This window comes from Pseudomonas sp. B16120 (assembly GCF_044218845.1).
Taxonomy (GTDB): domain Bacteria; phylum Pseudomonadota; class Gammaproteobacteria; order Pseudomonadales; family Pseudomonadaceae; genus Aquipseudomonas; species Aquipseudomonas paracarnis.
The window spans coordinates 2,197,294-2,223,337 of sequence record NZ_CP162588.1; the positions used below are offsets into that span (position 1 = coordinate 2,197,294).

Annotated in this window: 19 protein-coding genes and 2 pseudogenes; 18 read left to right on the forward strand and 3 right to left on the reverse strand. The window is 55.3% G+C overall.

The genetic code is table 11. The features are described from left to right. Positions 1-16: 16 nt before the first annotated feature. From AB4P90_RS10515 to AB4P90_RS10535, 5 genes and pseudogenes are all read left to right on the forward strand, one after another. The gene (locus AB4P90_RS10515; RefSeq protein ID WP_155717083.1) at positions 17-649 is read left to right on the forward strand and encodes a hypothetical protein; all 633 of its coding nucleotides are present in this window, start codon (positions 17-19) and stop codon (positions 647-649) included. A gap of 202 nt (positions 650-851) precedes the next feature. Continuing rightward, a complete protein-coding gene (locus AB4P90_RS10520; RefSeq protein ID WP_004577240.1) occupies positions 852-1,814 on the forward strand; it encodes an IS30-like element ISPpu17 family transposase in 963 nt (320 codons plus the stop codon). A gap of 122 nt (positions 1,815-1,936) precedes the next feature. Then, positions 1,937-3,004 (forward strand): IS630 family transposase, encoded by a 1,068-nt coding sequence (locus AB4P90_RS10525; protein ID WP_395605873.1) that lies wholly within the window; start codon positions 1,937-1,939, stop codon positions 3,002-3,004. Positions 3,005-3,741: 737 nt separating this feature from the next. After that, the gene (locus tag AB4P90_RS10530) at positions 3,742-4,959 is read left to right on the forward strand and encodes a beta-ketoacyl synthase N-terminal-like domain-containing protein (RefSeq protein ID WP_060766962.1); all 1,218 of its coding nucleotides are present in this window, start codon (positions 3,742-3,744) and stop codon (positions 4,957-4,959) included. Between the two features lie 162 nt (positions 4,960-5,121). Continuing rightward, positions 5,122-6,456 (forward strand): annotated as a pseudogene (locus AB4P90_RS10535) (MFS transporter). 147 nt (positions 6,457-6,603) lie between these two features. Here AB4P90_RS10535 and AB4P90_RS10540 read toward each other — a convergent pair. Next, complete coding sequence (locus tag AB4P90_RS10540; RefSeq protein ID WP_060766775.1) at positions 6,604-7,503, reverse strand: LysR family transcriptional regulator; 900 nt, start codon at positions 7,501-7,503, stop codon at positions 6,604-6,606. A 120-nt stretch (positions 7,504-7,623) separates the two neighbouring features. On the opposite strand from AB4P90_RS10540, the gene AB4P90_RS10545 reads away from it, so the two are divergent. From AB4P90_RS10545 to AB4P90_RS10560, 4 genes and pseudogenes are all read left to right on the forward strand, one after another. Then, entirely contained in the window at positions 7,624-8,313 is a 690-nt protein-coding gene (locus AB4P90_RS10545; RefSeq protein ID WP_060766776.1) for an isochorismatase family protein, read from the forward strand. A 252-nt stretch (positions 8,314-8,565) separates the two neighbouring features. Further along, positions 8,566-8,825, forward strand: a pseudogene (locus AB4P90_RS10550) (GlxA family transcriptional regulator); the annotation flags it as partial. A gap of 506 nt (positions 8,826-9,331) precedes the next feature. Continuing rightward, positions 9,332-10,543: a M24 family metallopeptidase gene (locus AB4P90_RS10555; protein ID WP_060766777.1), complete on the forward strand. Its 1,212-nt coding sequence runs from the start codon at positions 9,332-9,334 to the stop codon at positions 10,541-10,543. Positions 10,544-10,840: 297 nt separating this feature from the next. Next, positions 10,841-12,181, forward strand: coding sequence for an MFS transporter (locus AB4P90_RS10560; protein WP_060766778.1), 1,341 nt, complete (start codon positions 10,841-10,843; stop codon positions 12,179-12,181). Positions 12,182-12,267: 86 nt separating this feature from the next. Here AB4P90_RS10560 and AB4P90_RS10565 read toward each other — a convergent pair whose 3' ends face one another. Beyond that, complete coding sequence (locus tag AB4P90_RS10565; protein WP_060766779.1) at positions 12,268-13,287, reverse strand: GlxA family transcriptional regulator; 1,020 nt, start codon at positions 13,285-13,287, stop codon at positions 12,268-12,270. A gap of 731 nt (positions 13,288-14,018) precedes the next feature. On the opposite strand from AB4P90_RS10565, the gene AB4P90_RS10570 reads away from it, so the two are divergent. Then, the gene (locus AB4P90_RS10570) at positions 14,019-14,231 is read left to right on the forward strand and encodes a HAMP domain-containing protein (protein WP_060766780.1); all 213 of its coding nucleotides are present in this window, start codon (positions 14,019-14,021) and stop codon (positions 14,229-14,231) included. Positions 14,232-14,767: 536 nt separating this feature from the next. Then, the gene (locus AB4P90_RS10575; RefSeq protein WP_081088282.1) at positions 14,768-15,781 is read left to right on the forward strand and encodes a GlxA family transcriptional regulator; all 1,014 of its coding nucleotides are present in this window, start codon (positions 14,768-14,770) and stop codon (positions 15,779-15,781) included. A 400-nt stretch (positions 15,782-16,181) separates the two neighbouring features. Here the strand turns inward: AB4P90_RS10575 and AB4P90_RS10580 are convergent, their stop codons facing one another. Continuing rightward, positions 16,182-17,201, reverse strand: a complete 1,020-nt coding sequence (locus tag AB4P90_RS10580; RefSeq protein WP_060766782.1) for a GlxA family transcriptional regulator — start codon at positions 17,199-17,201, stop codon at positions 16,182-16,184. A 304-nt stretch (positions 17,202-17,505) separates the two neighbouring features. Between AB4P90_RS10580 and glyA the strand changes: the two genes are divergently transcribed. The 7 genes from glyA (at position 17,506) to AB4P90_RS10615 (ending at position 25,911) form a co-directional block, all read left to right on the forward strand. Beyond that, positions 17,506-18,759, forward strand: coding sequence for a serine hydroxymethyltransferase (glyA, locus tag AB4P90_RS10585; protein ID WP_060766783.1), 1,254 nt, complete (start codon positions 17,506-17,508; stop codon positions 18,757-18,759). A gap of 23 nt (positions 18,760-18,782) precedes the next feature. Further along, positions 18,783-20,033 (forward strand): sarcosine oxidase subunit beta family protein, encoded by a 1,251-nt coding sequence (locus AB4P90_RS10590; RefSeq protein WP_060766784.1) that lies wholly within the window; start codon positions 18,783-18,785, stop codon positions 20,031-20,033. 14 nt (positions 20,034-20,047) lie between these two features. Then, positions 20,048-20,374, forward strand: coding sequence for a sarcosine oxidase subunit delta (locus AB4P90_RS10595; RefSeq protein ID WP_060766785.1), 327 nt, complete (start codon positions 20,048-20,050; stop codon positions 20,372-20,374). Next, positions 20,371-23,388, forward strand: coding sequence for a sarcosine oxidase subunit alpha (locus AB4P90_RS10600; protein WP_060766786.1), 3,018 nt, complete (start codon positions 20,371-20,373; stop codon positions 23,386-23,388). Before AB4P90_RS10595 ends, AB4P90_RS10600 begins: the two co-directional genes overlap by 4 nt. Before the next feature lie 136 nt (positions 23,389-23,524). Further along, complete coding sequence (locus AB4P90_RS10605) at positions 23,525-24,157, forward strand: sarcosine oxidase subunit gamma (protein WP_060766787.1); 633 nt, start codon at positions 23,525-23,527, stop codon at positions 24,155-24,157. Between the two features lie 188 nt (positions 24,158-24,345). Further along, positions 24,346-25,203, forward strand: coding sequence for a formyltetrahydrofolate deformylase (gene purU, locus AB4P90_RS10610; protein WP_060766788.1), 858 nt, complete (start codon positions 24,346-24,348; stop codon positions 25,201-25,203). Between the two features lie 24 nt (positions 25,204-25,227). After that, positions 25,228-25,911: a carboxyltransferase domain-containing protein gene (locus tag AB4P90_RS10615; RefSeq protein WP_196492685.1), complete on the forward strand. Its 684-nt coding sequence runs from the start codon at positions 25,228-25,230 to the stop codon at positions 25,909-25,911. The last annotated feature ends 133 nt before the right edge of the window (positions 25,912-26,044 follow it).

A 26,044-nucleotide genomic window follows, 5' to 3' on the forward strand; every position in this document is an offset into this window, starting at 1 on the left:
CTGAGGATGCAGAAAAGTGCCTAGAATTCCTGGTAGTGACTTGCATATTGTGAAAGTTGGGTTCTTGCTCACTGAGGGGTTTGACCTATATTCATTAGCGAATGCTATACAGCCATTACGATCCGCTAATCATGTAGCAGGATTTCAGCTTTGTGAATGGCAAATCCTCAGTTTAGAAGGGGGCACGCTTAACGCAAGCAGCGGCATAGCTACCGAAACTACTCGGCTGGACCATGCGCAGTTATTTAATGTGTTGATCCTGTGTACCGCCGAGAATATACATTTCGATACGGATTACGATGTTATCAGGCAGCGGCTGGACAATTGGACCACCGAGCCTGTTGATCTGGGGGCCTTCGGCGGTGCGGGCTGGTTGTTGGCAATGAGTGGCGCGCTAAATGGTTTTCGTTGCAGCCTTCCTGAAATAGGTTACTCCCAGCACCTCGGTGTTTACAAAGACATCAAATTTGTTACTGCGCCATTCTGTGTCGACCGTGGACGCCTAACATGTATTGGCCGCCAAGCTGTTCAAGGGCTCATGTGCGAATTTCTAGCACAAGAGTATGGCGGATATATTATGTTAGAAGTTGAAAAGAATCTGGCAGTTAAATCAGGCGCACGTGGTAGGAACCCTCACGTCCGAACTTAAATCCAGATAACCGTTATGAACGGGCTTATCGATGTAAATTTAAGAGACAGAGCCCTGGTTTTCTTGTGTGGCCGATTCGAAAGTGCTCAACCGTTCGCATATCAATCCTGAATTCATAGAATAAGCGCAACGCTTGAAACGAGAGGCAGAGAGCCAGCCACCGGTAGAATCCAGGCTCTCACACCGAAGGATTCAAGCGCAGATGACTACGCATTACCGGCAGCTGACTCAGGGACAACGTTACCAGATTGAGGCTGGCTTGAGCGCCGCAGAGAGCCAGGCGAGCATTGCAAAGCGGGTCGGCGTGCATCCCTCGACGATCAGTCGCGAGGTTCGCCGCAACAGCACCCAGAATATCTACAAGGCTGTTTCTGCGGCCCATGAAAGTGATGCTCGTCGAGCGGGTGCGCGCAAGTTTTGCAAGCCGGCGACATGGCTCAGCCATCATCTCCCGGTGTGGCTCAAGCATGGCATGAGTCCGGAGCAGATCGCCCAGCGGTTGAAGCAGGAGCAGCCAAGCCGGGCGGTCAGCCATGAGTGGATTTATCGGTTCATTGCCGCCGAACAGCGCGCCGGTGGTGAGCTTTATACCTATCTGCGACATCGCCGAAAGCGCTACCGGAAACGCTATGGAAGCCACGATCGGCGCGGGCAGCTGCGTAATCGCGTGTCAATCAGTGAACGCCCAGCCGAGGTCGAAAGCCGCGAGCGCCTGGGGGACTGGGAGGGCGATACGGTACATGGACTGGGCGGTAACCTGGTGACCCTGGTTGATCGCAAAAGCGGCTATCTGAGCGCCTATCCGGTCAAGCGCAGAACGCGCCGGCAGGTAACGCGGGCGATCAATCTGATGCTTCAGGGCCATGCCGCTCACACGCTGACGCTGGATAACGGAAGGGAGTTTGCCGGGCATGAACGCATCGCGCTACGGAGCCAGTGCCAGGTCTTTTTTGCAGACCCCTATTCATCCTGGCAACGTGGCACCAATGAAAACACCAACGGTCTGCTCCGCCAGTATTTCCCCAAGGGCAGCGACTTCAGCAAGCTGACCGTCGAAGCCGTCAATCGGACAGTAGCGAGGATCAATCTACGCCCGCGCAAGCGCTTGGGCTGGAAGACGCCGTACGAAGTGCATACAGGGGTGAGCGTTGCACTTATGTGTTGAATTCAGGAATGTTATTTACTTCCCGACCGAAATTATCCATCGCCAAGCTAGTGTGCCGTCTCTGAAATAAGTTTCTAACCTGAGCTATGCTTCTGTGGTCAGTCAGTGCTTGGAGTGATCACATGAACTCTCAGGACATCGTGCTCAGTGAAGACGAACAAATTGAACTGAGTCGGCGCATAAGATCAGCCACGATCAGTCAGCGCGACGGTCGTCGGGCACGGGTGATTTTGCTAGCCGCTCGAGGTTGTTCTCGTAACGAGATTGCCCAGTTGACAGGTCTCTCCGTTGTTTCAGTCACCCGCTGGTGCAAGCGCTTTCAAGAGCTGCGTCTACAAGGCCTAGTGGATCTGCCCGGACGAGGTCGCAAGCCATCCCTATCGGCCGAAGCGTTGAAACGAACACTTGAGCAGGTCACTCAGCCGCGTATCGGTCAGCCTCGCTGGAGCTGTCGAAGCATGGCGCGAGTCGCCGGCATTTCACCGGCCAGCGTCCAGCGCATATGGGCCGCCAACGATATAAAACCGCACCTGACACGTACCTTCAAACTGTCCAAAGATCCAAACTTCGAAGAGAAGTTCTGGGACGTCATCGGGCTGTATCTGGATCCGCCGGATAAGGCATTGGTGCTTTGTTGCGATGAAAAAAGCCAGGTTCAGGCTCTGGAGCGTACCCAGCCTGGACTGCCTTTGGGGATCGGTCATATCCGTACGCAATCGCACGATTATGTCCGCCATGGCACCGTCACCTTGTTCACTGCGCTGGATTATCTTCAGGGGCGCTTGATCAGTTCCATAGAGCGCCAACACCGGCATCAGGAATGGCTGGAGTTTCTCAAGAAGATCAATCGAGAAACGCCCAAACAGCTCCAATTGCATCTGATCGTGGACAACTACGCCACGCATAAACACCCGAAAGTGAAGGCATGGCTTGAGAAGCACAAGCGCTTCCACATGCACTTCACCCCGACCTCCAGCTCGTGGATGAACATGGTTGAGCGCTTCTTTCGCGATATCACGGTGTACCTGCGTGACGGCAGTTTCAGTTCGGTTCGCGAACTGGAAAGCTCGATCACCACGTTCCTGGCACTGCGAAATGCGCAGCCGACTCGCTACGTCTGGAACGCCAAGGGGGAAGATATTTTGAACAAGATACAGCGAGCCCGTGAGGCAATGGTCTCACAGGCATGAGGAGCTTTATTTTTGAGACAGCACACTAGTTTCGGTAATCTCTCTACCACCGTGGCCATACCCTTGTCCCGAGATTGATCGGGCTAGCATGAAGATCTGCCTCGGCAAGGATGTTATCGTCGATATCATGATATCCGCTGATGAATCGCATCCCTCTGCCCATTCTGGAAGCCGGTCTGCACATCTGAGATGTGTTGGGCTACTCGGAACTCATGCGCTTTTTCGCTCTGATTACCGATAACAGCGCAAATACGCTGCACTTGGCAGACCCCTACAGGCTAGCGGTCAGGCGACCTGCTAATGTTTGATCCTGTCAGCCCCAGGCGACTACGTAATAATCTGATGTTGCTCTACAAAGCAGAGTCCTGATGCAGCGCAGCTCGGCGCGTGGAGTTATTCTCCGGTTGAACCGTCTGTGTCAGTAAATGTTGCTTCTCCTCCCCGCATCACCGCTCGCCTCACCCAGAGAAGAACCATGCACTCGAGCTCGCTCGCTTCGGTGCGCTGGTCACCTATCGCCAGCATCTAAGCTGCGTTTTTGGCTCGGTCTCGACGGTCGGGATTGTCCATGTCTCACCTCTATTAATGCGTTTTTAGGTAATAAACGGTGTCCTAATACGAATTATCAGAATGAAAAATCCCCACTAGACTCGACCTCATCGCCGCATTTTCACGTTGCGAAAAGAGAAAGGAGTTACGTTTTGCAAACACACGAGGCATCCAAGTACACCACAGGCCTGCGGCGCGTAGTTGTGACCGGGATGGGCTTGGTATCCAGCCTGGGCAATAGCCAGGCGGAGGTTGTGCAGGCATTGCGTGAAGGGCGCTCGGGAATTGGCTTTAACCCGACCTACGCCAAAGCAGGACTGCGTAGCCACGTCAGCGGTCTGCTGACCGTGGATCTGGAACAAATTGACCGCCGCCAGCGCCGCTTCATGGGCGATGCCGCTGCCTATGCCTATCTTGCGATGCGCGATGCAATAGCTGACGCGGGGCTGAAGCCAGAGCAGGTGTCTAATCCCCGAACGGGCTGCGTGATGGGGTCGGGCGGCGGCTCCAGCGAAGATATCGTCCAGGCTAACCAGTTGCTCGAACAGGGCATTCGCAAGGTCGGTCCTTATCGAGTGCCGCGGACCATGACCAGTACGGTGTCGGCCTGTATGGCCAGTTTTTTTGCCATCAAAGGACTCAACTACTCCATCGCTTCGGCTTGCGCGACCAGTGCCCACTGCATCGGTCATGCGTACGAGCAGATCCAGTTCGGCAAACAGGATGTTGTATTCGCCGGGGGAGCCGAGGCCGAACATGTCAGCCAAAGCTGTATGTTCGACGCCATGGGGGCTTTTTCGACGGGCTACAATGATGTGCCGACCCGGGCAAGCCGGCCATACGATGTTGCACGCGATGGTTTCGTGATAAGCGGAGGCGGTGGGGTGCTGGTTCTAGAAGAACTGGGTCATGCACTTGAACGCGGTGCAACAATCTATGCAGAGGTGATTGGTTATGGCACCGCTTCCGATGGCCAGGACATGGTATCGCCCAGCGGCGACGGCGCACTTCGTGCCATGCAGGCCGCATTGATTCATTGCGATGAAACTGTTGATTACCTCAATACCCACGGCACCAGCACTCAGGCGGGCGATCTGGTTGAGTTGCGGGCTGCCTCACTGGCGTTCGATGGCAAGTTGCCGCCGTTCAGTTCAACCAAATCATTGACAGGTCATGCACTGGGCGCTGCGGGTGTTCATGAAGCTATCTTTTCGCTGTTGATGATGCAGCACGGATTTCTCGCGGCATCCCACAACATCGAGCAGTTGGACCCGGAAGTTGAAACGTTGCCAATCATCCGCACTACGCGCCTTAACCAGCTCGTAAATTGCGTCATGAGTAACAGCTTCGGTTTCGGGGGGGCAAACGCCAGCCTTATTTTTAGCAAACGCGCACTCGACGCGTGATCCGGGGAAATCGACTGGAGTGAAATCGCTGCGACTTGGCCGGTAATAGTCGGGTCATTGCGAGCGGCAACCAAGGTCCGCCAGAGACTAACAGCGCCTCTGCCTTTTTATTTAGTTAGCTACTGCCCATCGCTTGTTCCGACAACTGACAGTGAGGTGGATATGACAACTAATACGCACACGCCCCAGCATCCAGTGGAGTTGAAAAAAGTAGTCTGGGCGGCTTCCATCGGCAACTTTGTCGAATGGTTTGATTTCGCGATTTACGGCTTTCTTGCGACTACGATTGCGCAGATATTCTTCCCCAGCGGCGACACGACGACCGCACTGCTCAAGACGTTCGCAGTATTTGCCGTTGCCTTCGCCTTCCGCCCGCTGGGCGGCCTCGTCTTTGGCATGTTGGGGGATCGGCTGGGGCGACGCCGTGTACTCTCGCTGACTATCCTGTTAATGGCCGGCGCAACGACTCTGATCGGCCTTTTACCTACCTATGCGAGCATTGGCTTGATGGCTCCGGTGCTGCTGACGCTTATTCGCTGCGTACAAGGCTTTTCCGCCGGAGGTGAGTACGCTGGCGCCTGTATCTATTTGATCGAGCACGCCCCGTCCCACAAACGTGCTCGCTACGGCAGTGCTGCTCTGGTTTCAACGTTTGCCTCGTTCGCCGCCGCAGCCGTGGTCACTTATCTGCTCAATACTTTCCTAAGCACCGAGGAGATGCTCAGCTATGGTTGGCGTCTACCGTTTCTGATTGCTGCCCCCCTAGGCTTGGTAGGTTTGTATCTGCGCTGGCAGCTGGACGAAACCCCGGCATTTAAGGTCATCGCAGCAACCGAACGCGGTGTGCATGCGCCGCTCAGAGAAACGTTGCGTGAGCAGGCTGGCGCGATGTGCTGCCTAGGTGCATTCATCTCGTTGACAGCATTGTCCTTCTATATCTGCACCACCTATTTTGTAACCTATCTGCAGCTTCAGGGTGGCTTGCCTCGGCCTACTGCACTGTTGATTTCCGTACTCACGCTGGTATTCGCCGCCGGGCTCTGCCCGCTGGCCGGCGCTTACTCAGACTACATTGGCCGGCGGCGCACCATGCTGACCGCCGCCTTATGGCTGCTAGTGACGATTTATCCGGCTTTTCTGCTGGCCAGTTCTGGCACTTTCGTAGCGAGTCTAATCGGCGCATGCCTACTAGCCGTCGGCGCAGTGCTCTGCGGGGTCGTTACGGCTGTGCTTTTATCCGAAGTTTTTCCGACCCATACGCGGTACACCGCTTCGGCCATTACTTACAACATGGCTTACACGATCTTTGGCGGCACCGCGCCGTTCATGGCGACCTGGTTGATCGAGCAGACCTGAAGTTCCATGGCCCCTGCGTTCTACCTCGCCGGCATTGCACTCTTTGCTCTGGCCGGTGGTTTGTCTCTGCCGGAGACCTGCGGACGTTCACTAGATAGAGACGTGGCTACGCAACAGCCCAGGTTTAAGCCCTTAGTCTGATCGTTCGATCATTGAGGCTTCCCAGATAGAACCCACACCAGGTCGATGCGTGCCATACCATAATGTTCCTGCATTATCCTGAATGCCTCAGACTGGGCGTCTGAGGCATTCGCGGCACATTCAGCAGTAGCCATCTGAGCTAAGCCGTTAGGCGGTCAGGTCTCGCAACAACGCCTTGAATCTGGCGGCCGTGGGCGTTTCGTACTCCTCGTTCCAGGCGGCTATGGTTTGCACCCAAGCGTGATCGTTTTTCAAGGGTAGAATGACCACTCCTTCGCGCTGGATCTTGTAGGCGCATTCCGAATAGATCGACACCCCCATATTGGCGGCCACCAACCCAAAGATACCTATGCTGGTCGTCGCCTCCTGAACGATGTTTGGCGTAAAGCCAAAGCGCTGGCAGAGTCGAAATGACTGGTCCCGAAACAGACTCCAGCCGCTCGCCGCACCGAAGATGAAGCGCTCGTCTTTGAGTTGTTCGACTTTGATGCTGGCCTTGTTGGCCATGGGATGCTTGGCTGGGAGAATGGCGACCATTCTTTCTCGCGAAACAGGTAAAGATTCGATCCCCGGCATTGACACCGGCCCCAGCAGAAAACCCACGTCGATCAGGCAATCATCAATTGCTTTGTACTGTTCGTGTGACGGCATGTAGAGCAACTCTACCAAGACGTTGGGATGCAGATCCTTGAAGCGCTCAAGTATCGCGGGCAGGGCACCGTTGATGGCGAAGTCGTTATAGGCGACTGTCAGATGACCAACATCACCCGCCGCTGCACTACGCGCAAGTTCGATGCCTCTCGCTATGTGGCGAAATACCTGCTGACACTCATGCAGAAACAAACGACCTGCCTCAGTAAGCGCAACTTGCCGGGTGGTGCGCTGGAATAATTCCGCTCCAAGCTCTTCCTCCAGCCCTTTGATCAAGCGGCTCAGTGCCGGTTGCGTAATGAATAACCCGTCAGCCGCACGCTTGAAATGCAGATGTTCCGCCACCGCCATAAAGGCTTTCATTTGCTTGAGATCGAAGCGGATATTGATGTTCATATTGGTATCAATAGTGGGAAATAATGAATTGGATGGAATTTATTCCCCAGATTATCTTGAGCTCTAGGTCAAGGCAAACCCAAATGCCAACCGTTATTACTTAGGTCGGAGAGACTCACTATGTCGCAAGAACTGATGATTATGCTGGAGCGCGCTTTTGAAGAATCCACCAAGCTCTACAAGGAGCGAGGTTTTCAGCGCCGGATTGGTTTCGGTAAACGCCCAGCGTTGATTAACGTAGACCTGGCCAACGCCTGGACCCGTCCGGGAAATCCATTCACCTGCGATAAAATTGACGACGAAATAATTCCGGGCGTCCAGCGCCTTATGAAAGAGTTTCGCGCTAAGGGCTTTCCAATCGTCCACGTGACGACTTGCTACCAGAACACGGATCGAAATGACCCGAATACCGACATGGGGCAGTGGCACAACAAGATACCCGTGGATGTGGTCAACCAGAGTGACGAAAGCCTCTGGGCCATTGACTCACGTATAGCCCCTATTGACGGTGAATTCGTCCTTATTAAAAAGCGCGCCAGTTCGTTCAGCGGAACATCACTGGCAGGCTATCTGCGTTCAGCCGGTGTCGACACTATTCTGGTCACAGGTGTCACGGCTTCAGCCTGTGTCCGCACCACGCTGTGTGACGGCCTGGCCGAAGGCTTCCGTACGATTGCAGTGAAAGAATGTATCGGTGATCGAGTACCGGGAGCGGTGGCTTGGAACTTGTTTGATATCGACGCCAAATTCGCTGACGTGGAGACAGTCGACACATGTCTGGATTACTTGACCACTGCAGGTCAGAAGTAACGGTGAGTGAATGATGCGATCCGTAGGGTAAGGACCCAGCGGAATAAAAGGGCCGAGCGCTTACGCTTTACGGCCCTTTTTCTTTTCCTGTCTTGTGCATCCATCGGCGCCGCCTTTTTCAGGACGATCTGATGGGGTGGTGGCCGATCAATTAGGGGGGGCGCCACTGGTTTGGTCTTCGGAATACAGTGAGACGATATGGTCGAACGACGTAAATTCAGCTGCTGCGTGAAGGGAAAGAATCTGCGTTAAGTGGATGATGAACTTCGAGCGCCTTCAACCCAGGCTAGAGCAGGGTATTTGCTGCTCGAGCATTTATCGCTTCCCGCTTTCACCTAGGCACTGGACATTATTGTCACTGCTAATCTGTTGTGTCCTGAATTGTTTGCTTCACATACCTTTGGTTTGCAAGACGGGGAAGTCGTAAGCGATTTGGGGGTGATTATCAGACCCGCGCTCGTATCAGGCTGGCGGACATTCAGGATCTGGATTTGCTGGTTGTATGCGGTGGTTAGCCCTCTCGGCCGGTCCAGACAACTCCGATAGGCCTGTCTGCTGGAAGTAGAGCTATCTACACCTGGCGTAAGTGCGGCTGATGAAGGTGCTATTTGGTAATCAAGGCGCCCGCGAAATCAGCCAGGCTGACGTCAGAAATCAGCGGCGTTCGATCGCCGACCTCCATAAGTCTGCCGTTGCCGCGCTAGCTCAACGTATCGAGATTACGACGTAGTTGCTTGAGATTTGACTAGCGTTACCTAGCATCGAATAGCCAGCACAACCTGTCCGGCGCCAGCCTCACGCGCGACGTGCTGAGCGCTGATGGACATATGTCATCCAAAACATCGCGCTGTGTAGCGCTTTTTTGATTAGCCCTGAGTTCCCCTTCGAAAATAGCGGGTCTGGTCAATTACAGGTCGGATTCGCACAAAAAATCCTACGTCGCATCTGTTCGAATGATCTTCAGCGGCCAGCCAGAGTGGCGTCTTACGTCGCTCAATCAACGACAAGGATAAATGACATGCAAATGCCTAAAACCATCCAGATCAAGAACGGCGAAAAAGTGAAATCGACGTTTTCGGTTGAGGAATACGCCAATCGACAGGCCAAATTGCGAGCGTATCTAGCGCAAAACAATATTGATGCGGCAGTATTCACGTCCTATCACAACATAAACTACTACAGCGATTTCCTGTTTTGCTCTTTCGGCCGCCCGTACGCGCTGGTCGTCACCCAAGACAGTGCCGTTACTATCAGCGCCAACATCGATGGCGGTCAGCCTTGGCGCCGCACCGTGGGCACTGAAAACATCGTTTACACCGACTGGCAGCGCGACAATTATTTCGTCGCGATCCAGCAAGCATTGCCGAAAGCTGGGCGCATTGGCATCGAATTTGACCATCTGAACCTGCTCAATCGCGACAAACTTGCCAGTCGTTACCCGCAGGCCGAATTGGTGGATATCGGCGCACCTTGCATGCGTATGCGCATGATCAAATCCGCCGAAGAGCATGCAATCATTCGCCATGGTGCCCGCGTGGCAGACATCGGTGGCGCAGCAATCGTGGAAGCCTTGCGTGATCAGGTGCCGGAGTATGAAGTCGCCCTGCATGCTACCCAGGCAATGGTGCGAGAAATTGCCCGCACCTTCCCGGACTCCGAACTGATGGACACCTGGACCTGGTTCCAGTCTGGCATCAACACCGACGGTGCACATAACCCGGTGACCTCGCGCAAGGTTAACAAGGGCGACATCCTGAGCCTCAATTGCTTCCCGATGATCGCTGGTTATTACACTGCGCTGGAACGCACAATGTTCCTGGACCATTGCTCCGACGAGCATCTGCGTTTGTGGGAAGTGAACGTTAAAGTGCACGAGGCCGGCCTGAAACTAATCAAGCCGGGCATGCGCTGCTGCGATATCGCCCTGCAACTTAACGAGATTTTCCTTGAGCACGATCTTCTGCAATACCGCACTTTCGGCTACGGCCACTCCTTCGGTACGCTGAGCCATTACTATGGCCGCGAAGCTGGGCTGGAACTGCGCGAGGACATCGACACGGTATTGGAGCCGGGGATGGTGGTTTCTATTGAGCCGATGATCATGCTGCCTGAAGGCCTTCCGGGAGCGGGCGGTTACCGCGAACACGACATATTGATCGTCAACGAGCAGGGCGGGGAGAACATCACCAAGTTCCCGTATGGCCCGGAACACAACATCATCAAGAAGTGAGATTACGCGCCGCACAGTGAACCTGTGCGGCGTTCTCTTTCATTAGTGGCAAACGTGTAGAAAAAAACCGTCCCGGCGGCTGAGTTAAACGGAAAAAACAACGCATGCACGATAATATCGCGCATCATTTACTGACCCTAAACCCTGCCAAGTAAAACAATAGAGGGTATTTGTCATGTTCTACGTCACGATTCCGGCCACTGGCTCGAACCAAACCAATTTCCATACCGCTTCAGGTAGCGATACAGCGTTGCCTCTTCATTCCGATAAAAGCACCTCTACCACCGGAGGTGCGCAATGAGCACCCGAAGCGCAAGTCTGACGTCGATTCTGGACCAGCAGCTTGAACAGGTGTCCGAGCGCAAGGCACTGCGGCGCGCGGCCAGTGCCAGTTTCATGGGCAACTTCGTCGAATGGTTCGACTACGCAGCCTACGGCTATCTGGCAACCGTTATTGCACTGACGTTTTTTCCTCAGACCGACAAGGCGACCGGCCTGCTGGCAACCTTCGCGGTGTTTGCGCTTTCGTTTATCGTCCGACCGCTGGGAGGGCTAGTCTGGGGGCACTTCGGAGACAAATACGGGCGGCGCAGCGCATTGTCCTGGTCGATTCTGATCATGTCAGTCTCGACCTTCTGCATCGGTATCCTGCCGACTTACAACCATATTGGTCTGTGGGCACCGGCTCTGTTGTTACTAATCCGCTTGTTTCAGGGCTTTTCCGCTTCCGGAGAGTACGCCGGTGCATCAGCCTTTCTGGCCGAGTATGCCCCCGAGGGTAAACGCGGTTTGTATACCAGCATCGTGCCTGCGAGTACTGCTGCCGGCTTGTTGTTCGGAGCAGTGTTCGTGGCCGGTCTGCATTCGTGGATGAGCGTTGAGGATCTGCACAGCTGGGGCTGGCGTTTGCCCTTCCTGCTGGCGGCACCGTTCGGTCTAGTCGGGCGTTACATTCGCATGAGTTTGCAAGACACACCCAAATTTCTGGAGATGGAAAAACGCCTCGAGGCCAAGGAATGCGCGACCCACGCTCCGGTTCGCGAACTTTTGACCTTACACCGGCGTAGCGTGATTATCGGGATCGGTGTGACATGCCTGAATGCGGTGGCGTTCTACCTGTTGCTGAGTTATATGCCGACCTACCTGTCCACCGAGATGGGCATGAGCGAGAGTGATTCGTTCATGGCGTCAACGGTATCGTTGGCGACCTATATCGGGCTGATTTTCCTGATGGGCAAACTGTCGGATCTGTTCGGACGAAAGACCATGTTGCTGACCGCTTCGGTGCTGTTCCTAGCGCTTACATGGCCGCTGTTTGGCATGCTGAACAACCAGCCGCTGGTCGTCATTCTAATGATCCAGATCGCTTTTGGCGCGATCCTGGCGATGAATGATGGCACCTTGCCGTGCTTCCTCGCCGAGATATTCCCGACCCGCGTGCGCTTCAGTGGTTTTGCCTTTAGCTTCAATATCGCCAATGCGGTTTTCGGCGGCACTGCGCCCTTTATTGCGACCTGGCTGATTCAATTGACCGGTAACAAAATGGCGCCAGCCTGGTATCTACTGGCGGCCGCTGCCGTTGCTTTGATTGCCATGCTCGCCAGTCGCGAGACCGCGCATAAAGCCTTGCAGGATTGACCAGCACCATCACTACCCTGTAGAAGCCGAGCTTGCTCTGATCGCGTCCTTGAGGTCGCCGTGACGAACAGGCTCGGCTCCTACAATTAATGCACGGCAGCCACTTTTTTTCGTTCACTTATGGGCGATATGCCGAAGAAACGGCTGTAGCATTTGGAGAAGTGCGCTGGGGAGACAAATCCGCAAGCTAGGGCAATGTCGCGCACTTGCGACTCGCTGCGCAATAGCAATTGCCGCGCTCGCGACAAACGCAGCTCCAGGTAATACTGACTCGGTGTGCGTTGCAGGTGCTTGTGAAATAGGCGTTCCAATTGCCGCACCGATACTTCGTTCAACCGCGCGAGCTCCTCAAGGCTCAATGGCTCATCGAGATTGGCTTCCATGATTGCCACCATCTGGCTGAGCTTAGGTTGGGACGTGCCCAGTTTCTGTCGTAATGGGACACGTTGTTGTTCCTGCGCGCCCCGTACCCGATCACACAGTAGCAACTCGGCCGCATGGGCTGCGATGTCCCGACCACCGGGTTCGCGGGCAATCAACTGTAGTGTCATGTCCATAGAGGCCACGCCACCGGAGCAGGTGTAGCGATCGCGATCGAGCTCGAATAACTGGTTGGAAATAATGATCCCCGGGAACCGCTCCTTCAATGCTTCGATATCTTCCCAGTGAATCGTGCAGCGATAACCCTTGAGCAAATTGGCGCGCGCCAATAAGTGGCTTCCAGTGCAAATCCCGCCTAGTGGCACCTGATCGTGCGCTAGCTTACGTAGCCAATTGAGTAACGGTTGACTGCTGTGATTGGAGACGATCGGGTTTGATCCGACAACAAACAGAATATCCAGTTTTGGTGCATCGGTGATCGTGTAGTCGGGCAGGATGCGCATGCCGTTGCTGGCCGTGACCGGCTCCATGTTGGCTGCGATGATAACCGTGCGAAACATCGGTTGACGCGCCGCCATATTGGCTATGCGCAATGTTTCCACGGCGGAGGCGAAGCCGATAGTGGTGAAATTTGGTATGACCAGAAAACCTACGGTTTTCACTGGCCGTGGTTCATGAGCCGAACGTCCCGCATCGGGGGGGAGCGCCGCCTGGAGTTTCGCCATTGTTAGCACTCCTCAACTGCATAAGTGACGCGCTCTTCGGCAATCTGCCGACGTTCGCAACATCATTTTTTTCTACGAGGGTTAACCCTGCTTTCAGTCTTTGGATCTTACTCCGAGTGTCCGATCAATAGACAAAGCGATACCTGCTGCACGCAAGATTTGTCTTGGGGTCAATTTGAAGCAGGTCGATCCGACCAAATGGCTACGGACGCTAATGTCCATCGCATGTATGCAATTACCTTCAAATCCCGCCGCCGGTAGGGCCAAACGTCTAGCAGTGTATGCGGAATGATGCATCATTTCTCACCCCGGCCCATCGCCAAGTGATACCGGGAGAAAATTTGTGGGTTGGTCCAAAGACGAGCTTGCTCGGAGGCGTCGATTGCTTCCTGCAGCGGTCAGTGATCTAGGTGTCGTCCCCTAGCATTACCCGGCAAAACGAAACCTTCCCCGATGCCCTCGATATCGGCTTTTCATGTCTGGCATTTGGCAGAATGAGTTCCTGATTCGATCAGTTTTGGGTCGTGCCCTTACAAAAGTCTTGATCTCGGCCGTCGCCAAGTTCAGTGATCAAAGTCAGTTTAAGCCGCTTATGGGTGCGACATCAGCCTTAAGAGCATCTCTGACTCTGTTGATACATTTACCTTTAATGGAGCCAGCTATGCGTTCCTACTGACTGAAGCCAACGCCTCCGTTGGCGTGCGGCGGCCGATACCGCTATAGGTGTGGTGTTGACTCTGTTGGTGCTCAGCTTACTGATGCGGCGCGTGTTGCGGCTAAGAAATTCGCTGCATCAACTTAACGGCGGTCAGGGTGACCTGCCCCGGCGCCTGCCTATCCAGGGCAACGATGAAATCGCCCAGGTTGGGGAGGAATTCAGTTGCTTTCTGAAAAGCCTGCAGGGGTTAATTAGCGACGTGATGAGCAGCTCGCAGCAAGTTTGAGTCAGAAGCCATGTTACCTCCAGCGAAGCGAGTCAAACCGCCACCCCCTTCAGCAGCAACTGCAGGAGTTGATCATTTGGCTACGGCCATTCAGGAGATGGCAATCACCGCGGAGGACGTCGCATGCAATGCTCAAGCAGCGGCCCTGGCTGCCAACGCCATCAATGAGGAAACCGATACTGGCGACAGCCTGGTCTCGCTTAACCCCTCCCCACGCCTGGGTGCTATTTGCTCTTTATATGTTAGTTAATTCTGTATTTGTGATATTCAAGCGAAGTCATTACAATATTTTTAGGATTTTTTTGATAAAGGTTTTTGCAGATTTTCTATTGCGAAATTATTATTTTGGCTCCATCTTTAGTTTTTATTGAGTTTGATTATTTAACAGCAGTTTGGGTCTTCCTCCGACATCGAAGAGGGGCTAACACACAATTCAAGGTCGAATCCAGGCAAGCGTAGGTAATCATTTCAAATTGATAATCTAAGCCAATGCGCACATGCGCCCCATCCTGACCCTGATATGGTTGGCATCTATTATGAACATCGCGTTGAGCGTTGACGGAAATCTTCGTTCGCACCCTGTACGCACCATCGAGTCGGTAGGATTTTTGTTGGTCAATAATTTCACGTTGATTGCAATGGCAGCAGCTATCGAATCGTTGCGGCTGGCAAATCAATTGTCCGGCCAGAAACTTTATAGCTGGCATACTTTAACCCTGGATGGCCGGCCTGTCTTGGCCAGCAACGGTTTGAAAGTTTCACCCGATGCTGTTGGAACGACGTCTCCGGCGATGGATGCGGTGTTCGTCTGTGGCGGTAAGGATATACAGCTAAGGTGTACCGAACAGCAGTCTGCTTGGCTGCGGTCACAGGCGGCGCAGGGTGTGTGTTTGGGTGGATTATGTTCTGGCAGTTGGGCGTTGGCCGCTGCTGGTCTTCTCGAGGGTTATGAATGTAGTATAGATTGGGCTTTTTGGCTTGATATGCAGAAAGACTTTCCGGGTGTGCTCGTCAGCCCGCAGCTGTTTGTGATTGATCGCAATCGCTATACTGCATCAGGCGGCACTGCATCTTTGGAAATGACCCTGCGGTTGATTGGCGACCGGCACGGGCATGAATTGGTGACGCAGATTTGCGAAGCGCTCACTATCGAAAATCAATGCAATGCAACAATACACCAACGGCTACCGATCAAGCACATCCTGGGCTCGTCACACCCGATGTTGCAGGAGGTGGTCGCGTTGATGGAGAACAACCTGCGTGAGCCACTTGAACTCGATGAACTGGCAGGCTATTTGAGTGTGTCCAGACGCCATCTGGAGCGCTTGTTTCTGAAGTATCTGCATTGTGCGCCTTCGCGTTACTACCAAAAATTGCGATTGATACGGGCCCGAAAGTTGTTAAAGCAGACGTTGATGTCTGTGAAGCAGGTCGCTCATGAGTGCGGGTTTGTTTCGACCCCGCATTTCAATAAACGTTATCGTGAGCAGTATGGCAGGGCACCAGGCGCGGAGCGCGCTCGACACACCAGCCTGCGGATAAATCCATGAGATACCTACTGGATTCGAACAATTCCAGGCAAATACAACAGAAACATGAGCGATCTGTTCGAATATTTTTTAGGCGAAAATCCTAGAGCGACGTACAGTTTAACTCTAAATTTTGCAATCAAGCAGGTGCAGCCTAAAGCGGGGCGCATCATATTGAACTCAATTACTTTAACCCACAAGACCACTAGAAACTCGCTGCGCACTATCCGCAAACACAGCTCGTCGACATTGCAGCGCTGTGCAAGCGCATGCATATGATCAAGTCGTCTGACAAGTATGTGATGACTCGCCTTGGTGCGCGGATTGCCAAAATATTTTTCGATACTTGCCTGTCGGGGAACGGCTTACAAGGTCCTGCAGGACTGAGTCCTAATACTGCGAAGGAGTGACGCCTTTACAATCAGGTGCAATGCAGCGAACCTTGTTTGCGCTCCCCCATTGGTGAAACCCCGAAGTAACGGCTATAGCATTTTGAAAAATGCGCAGGCGAGGCAAATCCGCAGGACAGTGCGATATCTCGCACTTGCGATTCACTGCGTAGCAGCAATTGTCGAGCACGTGACAGGCGCAGTTCCAAGTAATATTGGCTTGGAGTGCGCTGAAGATATTTGTGAAACAGACGCTCCAGCTGGCGTACCGATAACTCGTTCAAACTCGCCAGTTCATCCAGCCCAATCGTCTCTTCAAGATTTGCCTCCATGATTGCAACCACCTGGCTCAGCTTGGGCTGCGTGGAGCCTAGGATCATTCGCAATGGCACACGCTGTTGCTCTCGCTCACCTCTAACTCGGTCACACAACAGCAGTTCGGCAGCGCGGGCTGCAATCGCGGTCCCGCCAGATTCGCGTGCGACCAATTGTAAGGTCATGTCCATAGAGGCAACGCCACCAGAACAAGTGTAGCGGTCTCGGTCCAGCTCGAACAATTGATTGGAAATGATGATTCCGGGAAAACGCTCTTTCAGCGCTTCGATATCTTCCCAGTGAATAGTGCAGCGATATCCTTTGAGTAGATCGGCGCGCGCGAGCAAATGGCTTCCTGTGCAGATGCCGCCTAAAGGCACGCGTTGGTGAGCCAACTTGCGTAGCCAATTGATCAGCACCCGGCTGCCATGATTGGATATGATCGGATTGGCGCCAACTACGAACACCGTGTCCAGTTGTGGAGCGTCATCGATGGAATAATCAGGCAGGATTCGCATACCGCTGCTTGCGGTCACCGGATCGTGACTGGCTGCAATGATCACGGTTTTATACAGCATCTGGTGGGCGGCCATATTCGCCATTCGAAGTGTTTCTATAGCTGAAGCAAAGCCGATCGTTGTGAAGTTGGGCAATACCAGAAAGCCTATGGTCTGAATCGGCGGTTGCGGTTTGCTCGAGCTTGCTGTCGCGTTTTTTTTTGTATAAGTCTTCGACATTTCCGAATTTTCCTCAGCATGCCAAGACCCGGTTCAACAAGGGTAGCAGGGCGTCGCTTTAAGCGTTTTTCTTATTGTTATTACATCTCCTAATTTTCAATCCTACACCTATTGGCGTGTTCAAAGTAATTCTCTTGCCGAGTGTAGGTGGGCATTTTGATGTCGGAAACAGACAAATCAGGCGTAGGGCGATTTTGCACAATCGGTTCACATCCTTCGGTAGCCATAACGCCTGCTTCAGATACACGGATTGCCGAAACCAAAACAATAACGACGGAGCAACGCCGTCATCGGGAGAGCACCCATGTTCAAGAAAAACGACCAAATCCAGGGTTATGACGATGCACTGCTGGCGGCGATGAATGCCGAAGAGCTACGTCAGGAAGATCACATCGAGCTGATCGCGTCGGAGAACTACACCAGTAAACGCGTCATGGAAGCGCAAGGTAGCGGCCTGACCAACAAATACGCCGAAGGCTATCCGGGAAAGCGCTACTACGGCGGCTGTGAGCATGTGGATAAAGTCGAGCAACTGGCCATCGACCGCGCCAAGCAACTGTTCGGCGCTGATTACGCCAACGTTCAACCGCACTCCGGCAGCTCGGCCAATGCGGCGGTTTATCTGGCGTTGCTGCAAGCGGGCGACACCGTGCTGGGTATGAGCCTGGCCCACGGCGGTCACCTGACTCACGGTGCGAAAGTCAGCTTTTCCGGCAAGCTCTACAACGCCGTGCAGTACGGCATCGACACCGCTACCGGCCTGATCGATTACGACGAAGTCGAGCGTATCGCCGTTGAATGCCAGCCGAAAATGATCATCGCCGGTTTCTCGGCCTACTCGAAAACCCTCGACTTTCCACGCTTCCGGGCAATCGCTGACAAAGTCGGCGCTTACCTGTTTGTCGACATGGCCCACGTGGCTGGCCTGGTCGCTGCCGGTCTGTACCCGAACCCGCTGCCGTACGCCGACGTTGTCACGACAACGACCCACAAAACCCTGCGCGGCCCACGTGGCGGCCTGATCCTGGCCAAGGCCAACGAAGAGATCGAGAAGAAGCTCAACTCGGCAGTCTTCCCCGGCGGTCAGGGTGGCCCGTTGATGCATGTGATCGCGGCCAAGGCCGTGTGTTTCAAGGAAGCCATGGAGCCTGGCTTCGTCGCTTATCAACAGCAAGTGATCGATAACGCTCAAGCCATGGCGCAAGTGTTCATCGACCGCGGCTACGACGTAGTTTCCGGTGGTACCGACAACCATTTGTTTCTGGTCAGTCTGATTCGTCAGGGCCTGACCGGCAAAGATGCCGACGCCGCTCTGGGCCGTGCACACATCACCGTCAACAAGAACTCGGTGCCTAACGATCCGCAATCCCCATTCGTGACTTCGGGCCTGCGTATCGGCACCCCGGCGGTCACCACTCGCGGCTTTAAGGTCAGCCAGTGCGTTGAGCTTGCCAGCTGGATCTGCGACATCCTCGATAACCTCGGTGACGCAGATGTCGAGGCGGATGTGGCGAAGAGTGTGGCAGCCCTGTGCACGGACTTCCCGGTTTACCGCTGAGAGCAGTTTTGGAGTAAATGACTATGCAACGCTACTCGGGCTTCGGCCTCTTCAAGCACTCCCTCAGCCACCATGAAAACTGGCAGAAGATGTGGCGCACGCCGACCCCGAAAAAGGTCTACGACGTGGTTATCGTCGGCGGCGGCGGGCATGGTCTGGCCACGGCTTATTACTTGGCTAAAGAGCACGGCATCACTAACGTGGCCGTGGTCGAGAAAGGCTGGCTGGGCGGCGGCAACACGGCGCGCAACACCACCATTGTGCGTTCCAACTACCTGTGGGACGAGTCGGCGCACTTGTACGAACACGCGATGAAACTGTGGGAAGGCCTGTCCCAGGACCTGAACTACAACGTGATGTTCTCCCAGCGCGGCGTGTACAACCTGTGCCACACCTTGCAGGACATGCGTGACTCCGAGCGTCGGGTCAGCGCCAACCGCCTCAATGGCGTGGACGGCGAATTGCTCAACGGAAAACAGGTCGCAGACGAAATCCCGTACCTGGACTGCTCGAAAAACACGCGTTACCCGATCATCGGCGCAACCGTGCAGCGGCGCGGCGGCGTGGCCCGTCACGACGCCGTGGCTTGGGGCTTTGCCCGTGCAGCCGATGCCTTGGGCGTGGACTTGATCCAGCAGACCGAAGTGATCGGCTTCCGCAAGGAAAACGGCGTATGTGTCGGCGTGGAAACCAATAAAGGCTTCATCGGCGCCAAGCGCGTCGGCGTGGTAACGGCCGGTAACTCCGGGCACATGGCGAAACTGGCGGGCTTCCGTTTGCCGATCGAATCCCACCCGCTGCAAGCGCTGGTGTCCGAGCCGATCAAGCCGATTATCGACAGCGTGATCATGTCCAACGCCGTACACGGTTATATCAGCCAGTCCGACAAGGGCGACCTGGTGATCGGCGCCGGCATCGACGGCTACAACGGTTATGGCCAGCGCGGCTCTTATCCGGTGATCGAACACACCGTGCAGGCCATCGTCGAGATGTTCCCGGTGCTGTCCCGCGTGCGCATGAACCGTCAGTGGGGCGGCATCGTCGACACCACGCCGGACGCTTGCCCGATCATTTCCAAGACGCCAGTGCCGAACATGTTCTTCAACTGCGGTTGGGGCACCGGCGGCTTCAAGGCCACGCCGGGCTCGGGCAACGTGTTTGCCGCCAGCCTCGCCAAGGGCGAAATGCACCCGCTGGCAAAACCTTTCTCCATCGACCGTTTCCACAACGGTGCGTTGATCGATGAACACGGCGCAGCGGCTGTCGCCCACTAACAGGAGAAATCTCTATGTTGCATATCTTCTGTCCTCACTGTGGCGAACTGCGCTCCGAAGAGGAATTCCACGCATCCGGCCAGGCTCACATCCCGCGTCCACTAGACCCGGCTGCCTGCACCGACGAGGAGTGGGGCGACTACATGTTCTTCCGTGACAACCCACGCGGGTTGCACCATGAACTTTGGGATCACGTGGCCGGTTGCCGTCAGTATTTCAATGCCACCCGTGACACCGTGACTTACGAAATTCTCGAAACCTACAAGATCGGCGCCAAGCCGCAATTCACCGGTAAGACAGAGACGAAGAAAGTCGCCACTGGTCTGGGAGAGAAGGTATGAGTCAGATCAATCGTCTGTCCAATGGCGGCCGCATCGACCGCAGCAAGGTGTTGAACTTCACCTTCAACGGTCAGACTTATCAGGGCTTCGAAGGCGACACCCTGGCCGCTGCTCTGCTGGCCAATGGCGTGGATGTGATTGGTCGCAGCTTCAAGTATTCCCGCCCGCGTGGGATCTTCGCCGCAGGCTCCGAAGAGCCGAATGCGGTCTTGCAGATCGGCGCCACCGAAGCGACCCAAATCCCCAACGTCCGCGCCACGCAACAGGCCTTGTATTCGGGCCTGGTCGCCACCAGCACCAACGGCTGGCCAAGCGTCAACAATGACGTGATGGGGATTCTTGGCAAAGTCGGCGGCAAGCTCATGCCACCGGGTTTCTACTACAAAACCTTCATGTACCCGCAATCGTTCTGGATGACCTACGAGAAGTACATTCGTAAGGCCGCAGGTCTTGGTCGTTCGCCGATCGAGAACGATCCGGATACCTACGACTACATGAACCGTCACTGCGACGTGCTGATCGTCGGCGGTGGTCCTGCTGGCCTGGCGGCTGCTTTGGCGGCTGCGCGCAGCGGCGCCCGGGTAATTCTGGCGGATGAACAGGAAGAGTTCGGTGGCAGTTTGCTCGACTCCCGCGAAAGCCTCGACGGCAAACCATCCAGCGAATGGGTGGCCAGCGTTATCACCGAACTGAAATCTCTGCCGGACGTGGTGCTATTGCCGCGCGCCACGGTCAACGGCTACCACGACCATAACTTCCTGACCATTCACGAACGCCTCACCGATCACCTCGGCGACCGCGCTCCGGTTGGCCAAGTACGTCAGCGTATAAATCGGGTTCGCGCCAAGCGTGTGGTGCTGGCCACCGGTACCCATGAGCGTCCACTGGTCTACGGCAACAATGATGTGCCGGGCAACATGCTGGCCGGCGCAGTCTCGACTTACGTGCGCCGTTACGGCGTAGCTCCGGGTAAGAAACTCGTGCTTTCCACCAACAACGATCACGCCTACCGCGTGGCGCTGGACTGGCTCGACGCAGGCCTGCAAGTGGTGGCCATCTCAGACGTACGGAGCAGTGCACGCGGCGCGCTGGTGGAAGAAGCTCGTGCCAAAGGCATTCGGATTCTGACTGGTAGCTCTGTGATCGAAGCCCGCGGCAGCAAGCACGTCACCGCAGCTCGTGTTGCAGCCATCGACGTTGAAGGTCATCGCGTCACCAGCTCCGGCGAATGGCTCGACTGCGACTTGATCGCCAGTTCAGGTGGCTACAGCCCTATCGTTCACCTGGCTTCGCACTTGGGCGGCAAGCCGGTCTGGCGTGAAGACATCCTCGGTTTCGTACCGGGTGAAGCGCCACAGAAGCGCGTCTGCGTCGGCGGCGTCAATGGCGTCTACGCCTTGGGCGACGCGCTGGCCGATGGCTTTGAAGGTGGCGTACGCGCAGCCAGCGAAGCTGGTTTCAAAGTCGTCGAAGGCATCTTGCCCAAAGCCCTGAGCCGCGCTGAAGAGCCAACACTGGCGCTGTTTCAGGTGCCGCACGACAAACCGACTGCTCGCGCGCCGAAGCAATTCGTCGACCTGCAAAACGATGTCACCGCTGCCGCCATCGAGCTAGCGACCCGCGAGGGCTTCGAGTCGGTCGAGCACGTCAAACGCTACACCGCGCTGGGCTTCGGCACCGATCAGGGCAAGTTGGGTAACGTCAACGGTCTGGCCATCGCGGCGCGTTCACTGAACGTGACCATCCCGGAAATGGGCACCACCATGTTCCGCCCGAACTACACGCCGGTGACCTTCGGCGCAGTAGCCGGTCGCCACTGTGGGCATATCTTTGAGCCGGTGCGTTACACCGCTCTGCAAGCCTGGCACGTGAAGAACGGCGCCGAGTTCGAAGACGTCGGCCAATGGAAGCGTCCATGGTACTTCCCGAAGAAAGGTGAGGACATGCATGCCGCCGTCAATCGCGAATGCAAAGCCGTGCGCGACAGCGTTGGCCTGCTCGATGCCTCGACACTCGGTAAGATCGATATCCAGGGCCCGGATGCACGAGAGTTCCTCAACCGCATCTACACCAACGCCTGGACCAAGCTCGATGTGGGCAAGGCGCGTTACGGCCTGATGTGCAAAGAGGACGGCATGGTTTTCGACGACGGCGTAACGGCTTGTCTTGCGGACAACCATTTCGTGATGACCACTACCACTGGCGGCGCTGCACGCGTGCTGCAATGGCTGGAAATCTACCAGCAGACCGAGTGGCCAGACCTGAAGGTGTACTTCACTTCGGTCACCGACCACTGGGCGACCATGACCTTGTCCGGGCCGAACAGCCGCAAGCTGCTCAGCGAAGTCACCGACATCGACCTGGACAGGGACGGCTTCCCGTTCATGACCTGGAAAGAAGGTTTGGTCGGCGGTGTGCCGGCGCGGGTTTTCCGTATCTCGTTCACTGGAGAACTGTCGTACGAAGTCAACGTGCAGGCCGACTACGCCATGGGCGTTCTGGAAAAAATCGTCGAAGCGGGCAAGCAGTACAACCTGACGCCGTATGGCACCGAAACCATGCACGTACTGCGGGCCGAGAAGGGCTTCATCATCGTCGGTCAAGACACCGACAGCTCGATGACCCCGGACGACCTGAACATGGGCTGGTGTGTCGGCCGGACCAAACCGTTCTCGTGGCTCGGCTGGCGCGGTATGAACCGCGAAGACTGCGTACGTGATCAACGTAAACAGTTGGTTGGCCTCAAGCCGATCGACCCGACCAAATGGCTACCTGAAGGCGCGCAATTGGTGTTCAACACCAACCGAGCCATTCCGATGAGCATGGTCGGTCACGTCACATCCAGCTACACCTGCGGTACGTTGGGCTACTCATTTGCCCTAGGTGTGGTCAAAGGCGGCCTTAAGCGTATGGGCGAGCGTGTTTTCGCACCTCTGGCCGACGGCAGTGTGATCGAAGCGGAAATCGTTTCTTCGGTGTTCTTCGATCCGAAAGGCGAACAACAGAACGTGTAATTGATCGCTACCTGATCCGCATGGGAACGCCGTCATGGGCGCTCCGCATGAAACGCGGAGCGTCACGAGATGCATTCCCACGCAGAGCGTGGGAATGATTAGCGAGCTGCACAACAGAATTCAAGACAGGTGCTTTATGACCGCAGCCAATGTTTACCAACAACGCCCAGCCACCGGCGCAAAGAGCGAGTCGTCGCTGCATCATGCCGATCTCGCCAGCCTGGTGGGCAAGGGCTGCAAAAACGCCAGTGTCACCGTGCGTGAAAGGAAACTCCTTGGTCACCTGACCATTCGTGGTAACGGCCATGACCCAGCTTTCGCTGGCGGTGTGCACAAGGCTCTGGGCCTGGAGTTGCCAATGGCCCTGACCGTCGTCGCCAAGGGCGAAACCAGCCTGCAATGGTTGGGCCCGGACGAATGGCTGCTGATCGTGCCAACTGGCGAAGAGTTTGCTGCCGAGAAAAAGCTGCGTGAAGCGCTGGGTGCTCTTCACATCTCCATCGTTAACGTCAGCGGTGGCCAACAGCTTCTCGAACTGAGCGGCCCGAAAGTACGCGAAGTGTTGATGAAATCCACCAGCTACGACGTGCACCCCAATAACTTCCCGGTGGGTAAAGCTGTCGGCACCGTGTTCGCCAAGTCGCAGCTAATAATCCGCCACACCGCCGAAGATACCTGGGAACTGGTGATCCGCCGCAGTTTCTCCGATTACTGGTGGCTGTGGTTGCAGGATGCCGCGGCTGAGTATGGTTTGAGCGTGCAGGCCTAAAAGCTGATCTCGCGTAGCAGCTGCCGAAGGCTGGGTTCGGCCGCGCGGCAGTCGTAAACCCGTGTCCCCGGTTCTGAATCGATAACGGGATGATCGGATTGCGACTGCTTCGCCGCCGAACTTAGCCTACCGGCAACTGCTACGAAAAGCTGCTTTGCGGGTCATCAACCAACAGGAGTCACCACACTATGAGCCGCGCCCCAGACACATGGATTTTGACTTCCGATTGCTCAAGCGTTTTGGGCACGGTGGATGCGGTGACCCGTTTTCTGTTCGAACAGGCTTGCTACGTCACCGAGCACCATTCTTTCGATGATCGGCTTTCCGGCCGTTTCTTCATTCGTGTCGAGTTCCGTCAGCCCAACGACTTCGACGAAGAGGCGTTCCGCGCTGGTTTGGCCGAACGGACCAATGCGTTCGGCATGACCTTCGAGCTGACACCGCCGCACCACCGGCCAAAAGTGGTGATCATGGTCTCTAAGGCGGATCATTGCCTTAACGACTTGCTCTATCGCCAGCGCATCGGCCAGCTGTCCATGGATGTGGTTGCGGTGATCTCGAACCACCCGGACCTCAGGTCCTTGGCGGATTGGCACCAGATTCCCTACTACTATTTCCCGTTGGACCCGAATGACAAGCCATCCCAGGAGCGTCAGGTGTGGCAAGTCATAGAAGAGTCCGGTGCTGAACTGGTGGTCCTTGCCCGCTACATGCAAGTGCTGTCGCCGGAGCTGTGCCGCAAACTCGACGGCAAGGCGATCAACATTCATCACTCCTTGCTGCCGGGGTTCAAAGGCGCCAAGCCTTACCATCAGGCCTACAACAATGGCGTGAAACTAGTCGGCGCGACGGCGCACTACATCAATAACGACCTGGACGAAGGCCCGATCATCGCCCAAGGCGTGGAAGCGGTGGATCACAGCCACTACCCTGAAGACTTGATCGCCAAAGGGCGTGACATCGAAGGACTGACATTGGCAAGGGCGGTTGGGTATCACATCGAGCGGAGGGTGTTTCTTGATGCCAACCGAACAGTGATTTTGTAAAGGCCGTAAAAGAAGGTGCTTTACGTGCAACAAAAAAAGATAAACCCCAATCGCCATATCAGGGTAAGCAGCCTAGGTGAGCGTGGGTTGCTGATCGAGTCTGCGCGAGAGCGCGCAGACCATATCACCCAGCATATTTTCTGGCAGATCGATGGTATCAGTATGGGGTGGCCAGGCTTCAAGGAAACCGTACCGGGTGCTAGTGGTTTGGTTATTGTTTTCGATACAGTCGGTAATCGCCTGCAAGGGCATGATCGGCTGCTGGTCATATGGGACGAATGTCTGAGGCATGCGCAGGAACGTCAAGTCGCAGAAATCATCATCGATGTTCGCTATGGCGGAGGAGCGGGGCCTGACTTGCCATGGATTGCCGCCGAAGCAGCACTGAGTGTTCAAGAGTGGGTCGCGCAGCATGTTGCAGATAGCTATACGGTCGCTTCTTTGGGAGCGCATCCTGGTGTTTTGTATCTAGATGGACTGGCAGATGGCGTGCTCAGATTCCCAGCATCTGTGTCGCCACCCTCTCGCATTGCGCCCGGAGCAATAGCGGTCAATGGCTTGCAGACAAGCATCGCAGCTGCCACCTTACCGTTCGGATGGGCGGTGATTGGCCAGGCCGGTATGCCTCGTTTTGCTTTTTCAGGTGAGCCGGCACTGTTGCAGCCAGGCGACAGGGTCAAATTCTCTTCGCTCGATTCAGCCACGTAGTCTAGAGGTGGTTCTTAATCAAGCCCGCCAGTTTACAGATGCCACGAGGATCAATATCAACCGATAGTTACCGGCCTGTTACTCTTATCGGGTAGATATCCGGTGGAATTATCTGAGCCTCAAGAAAAAGGGG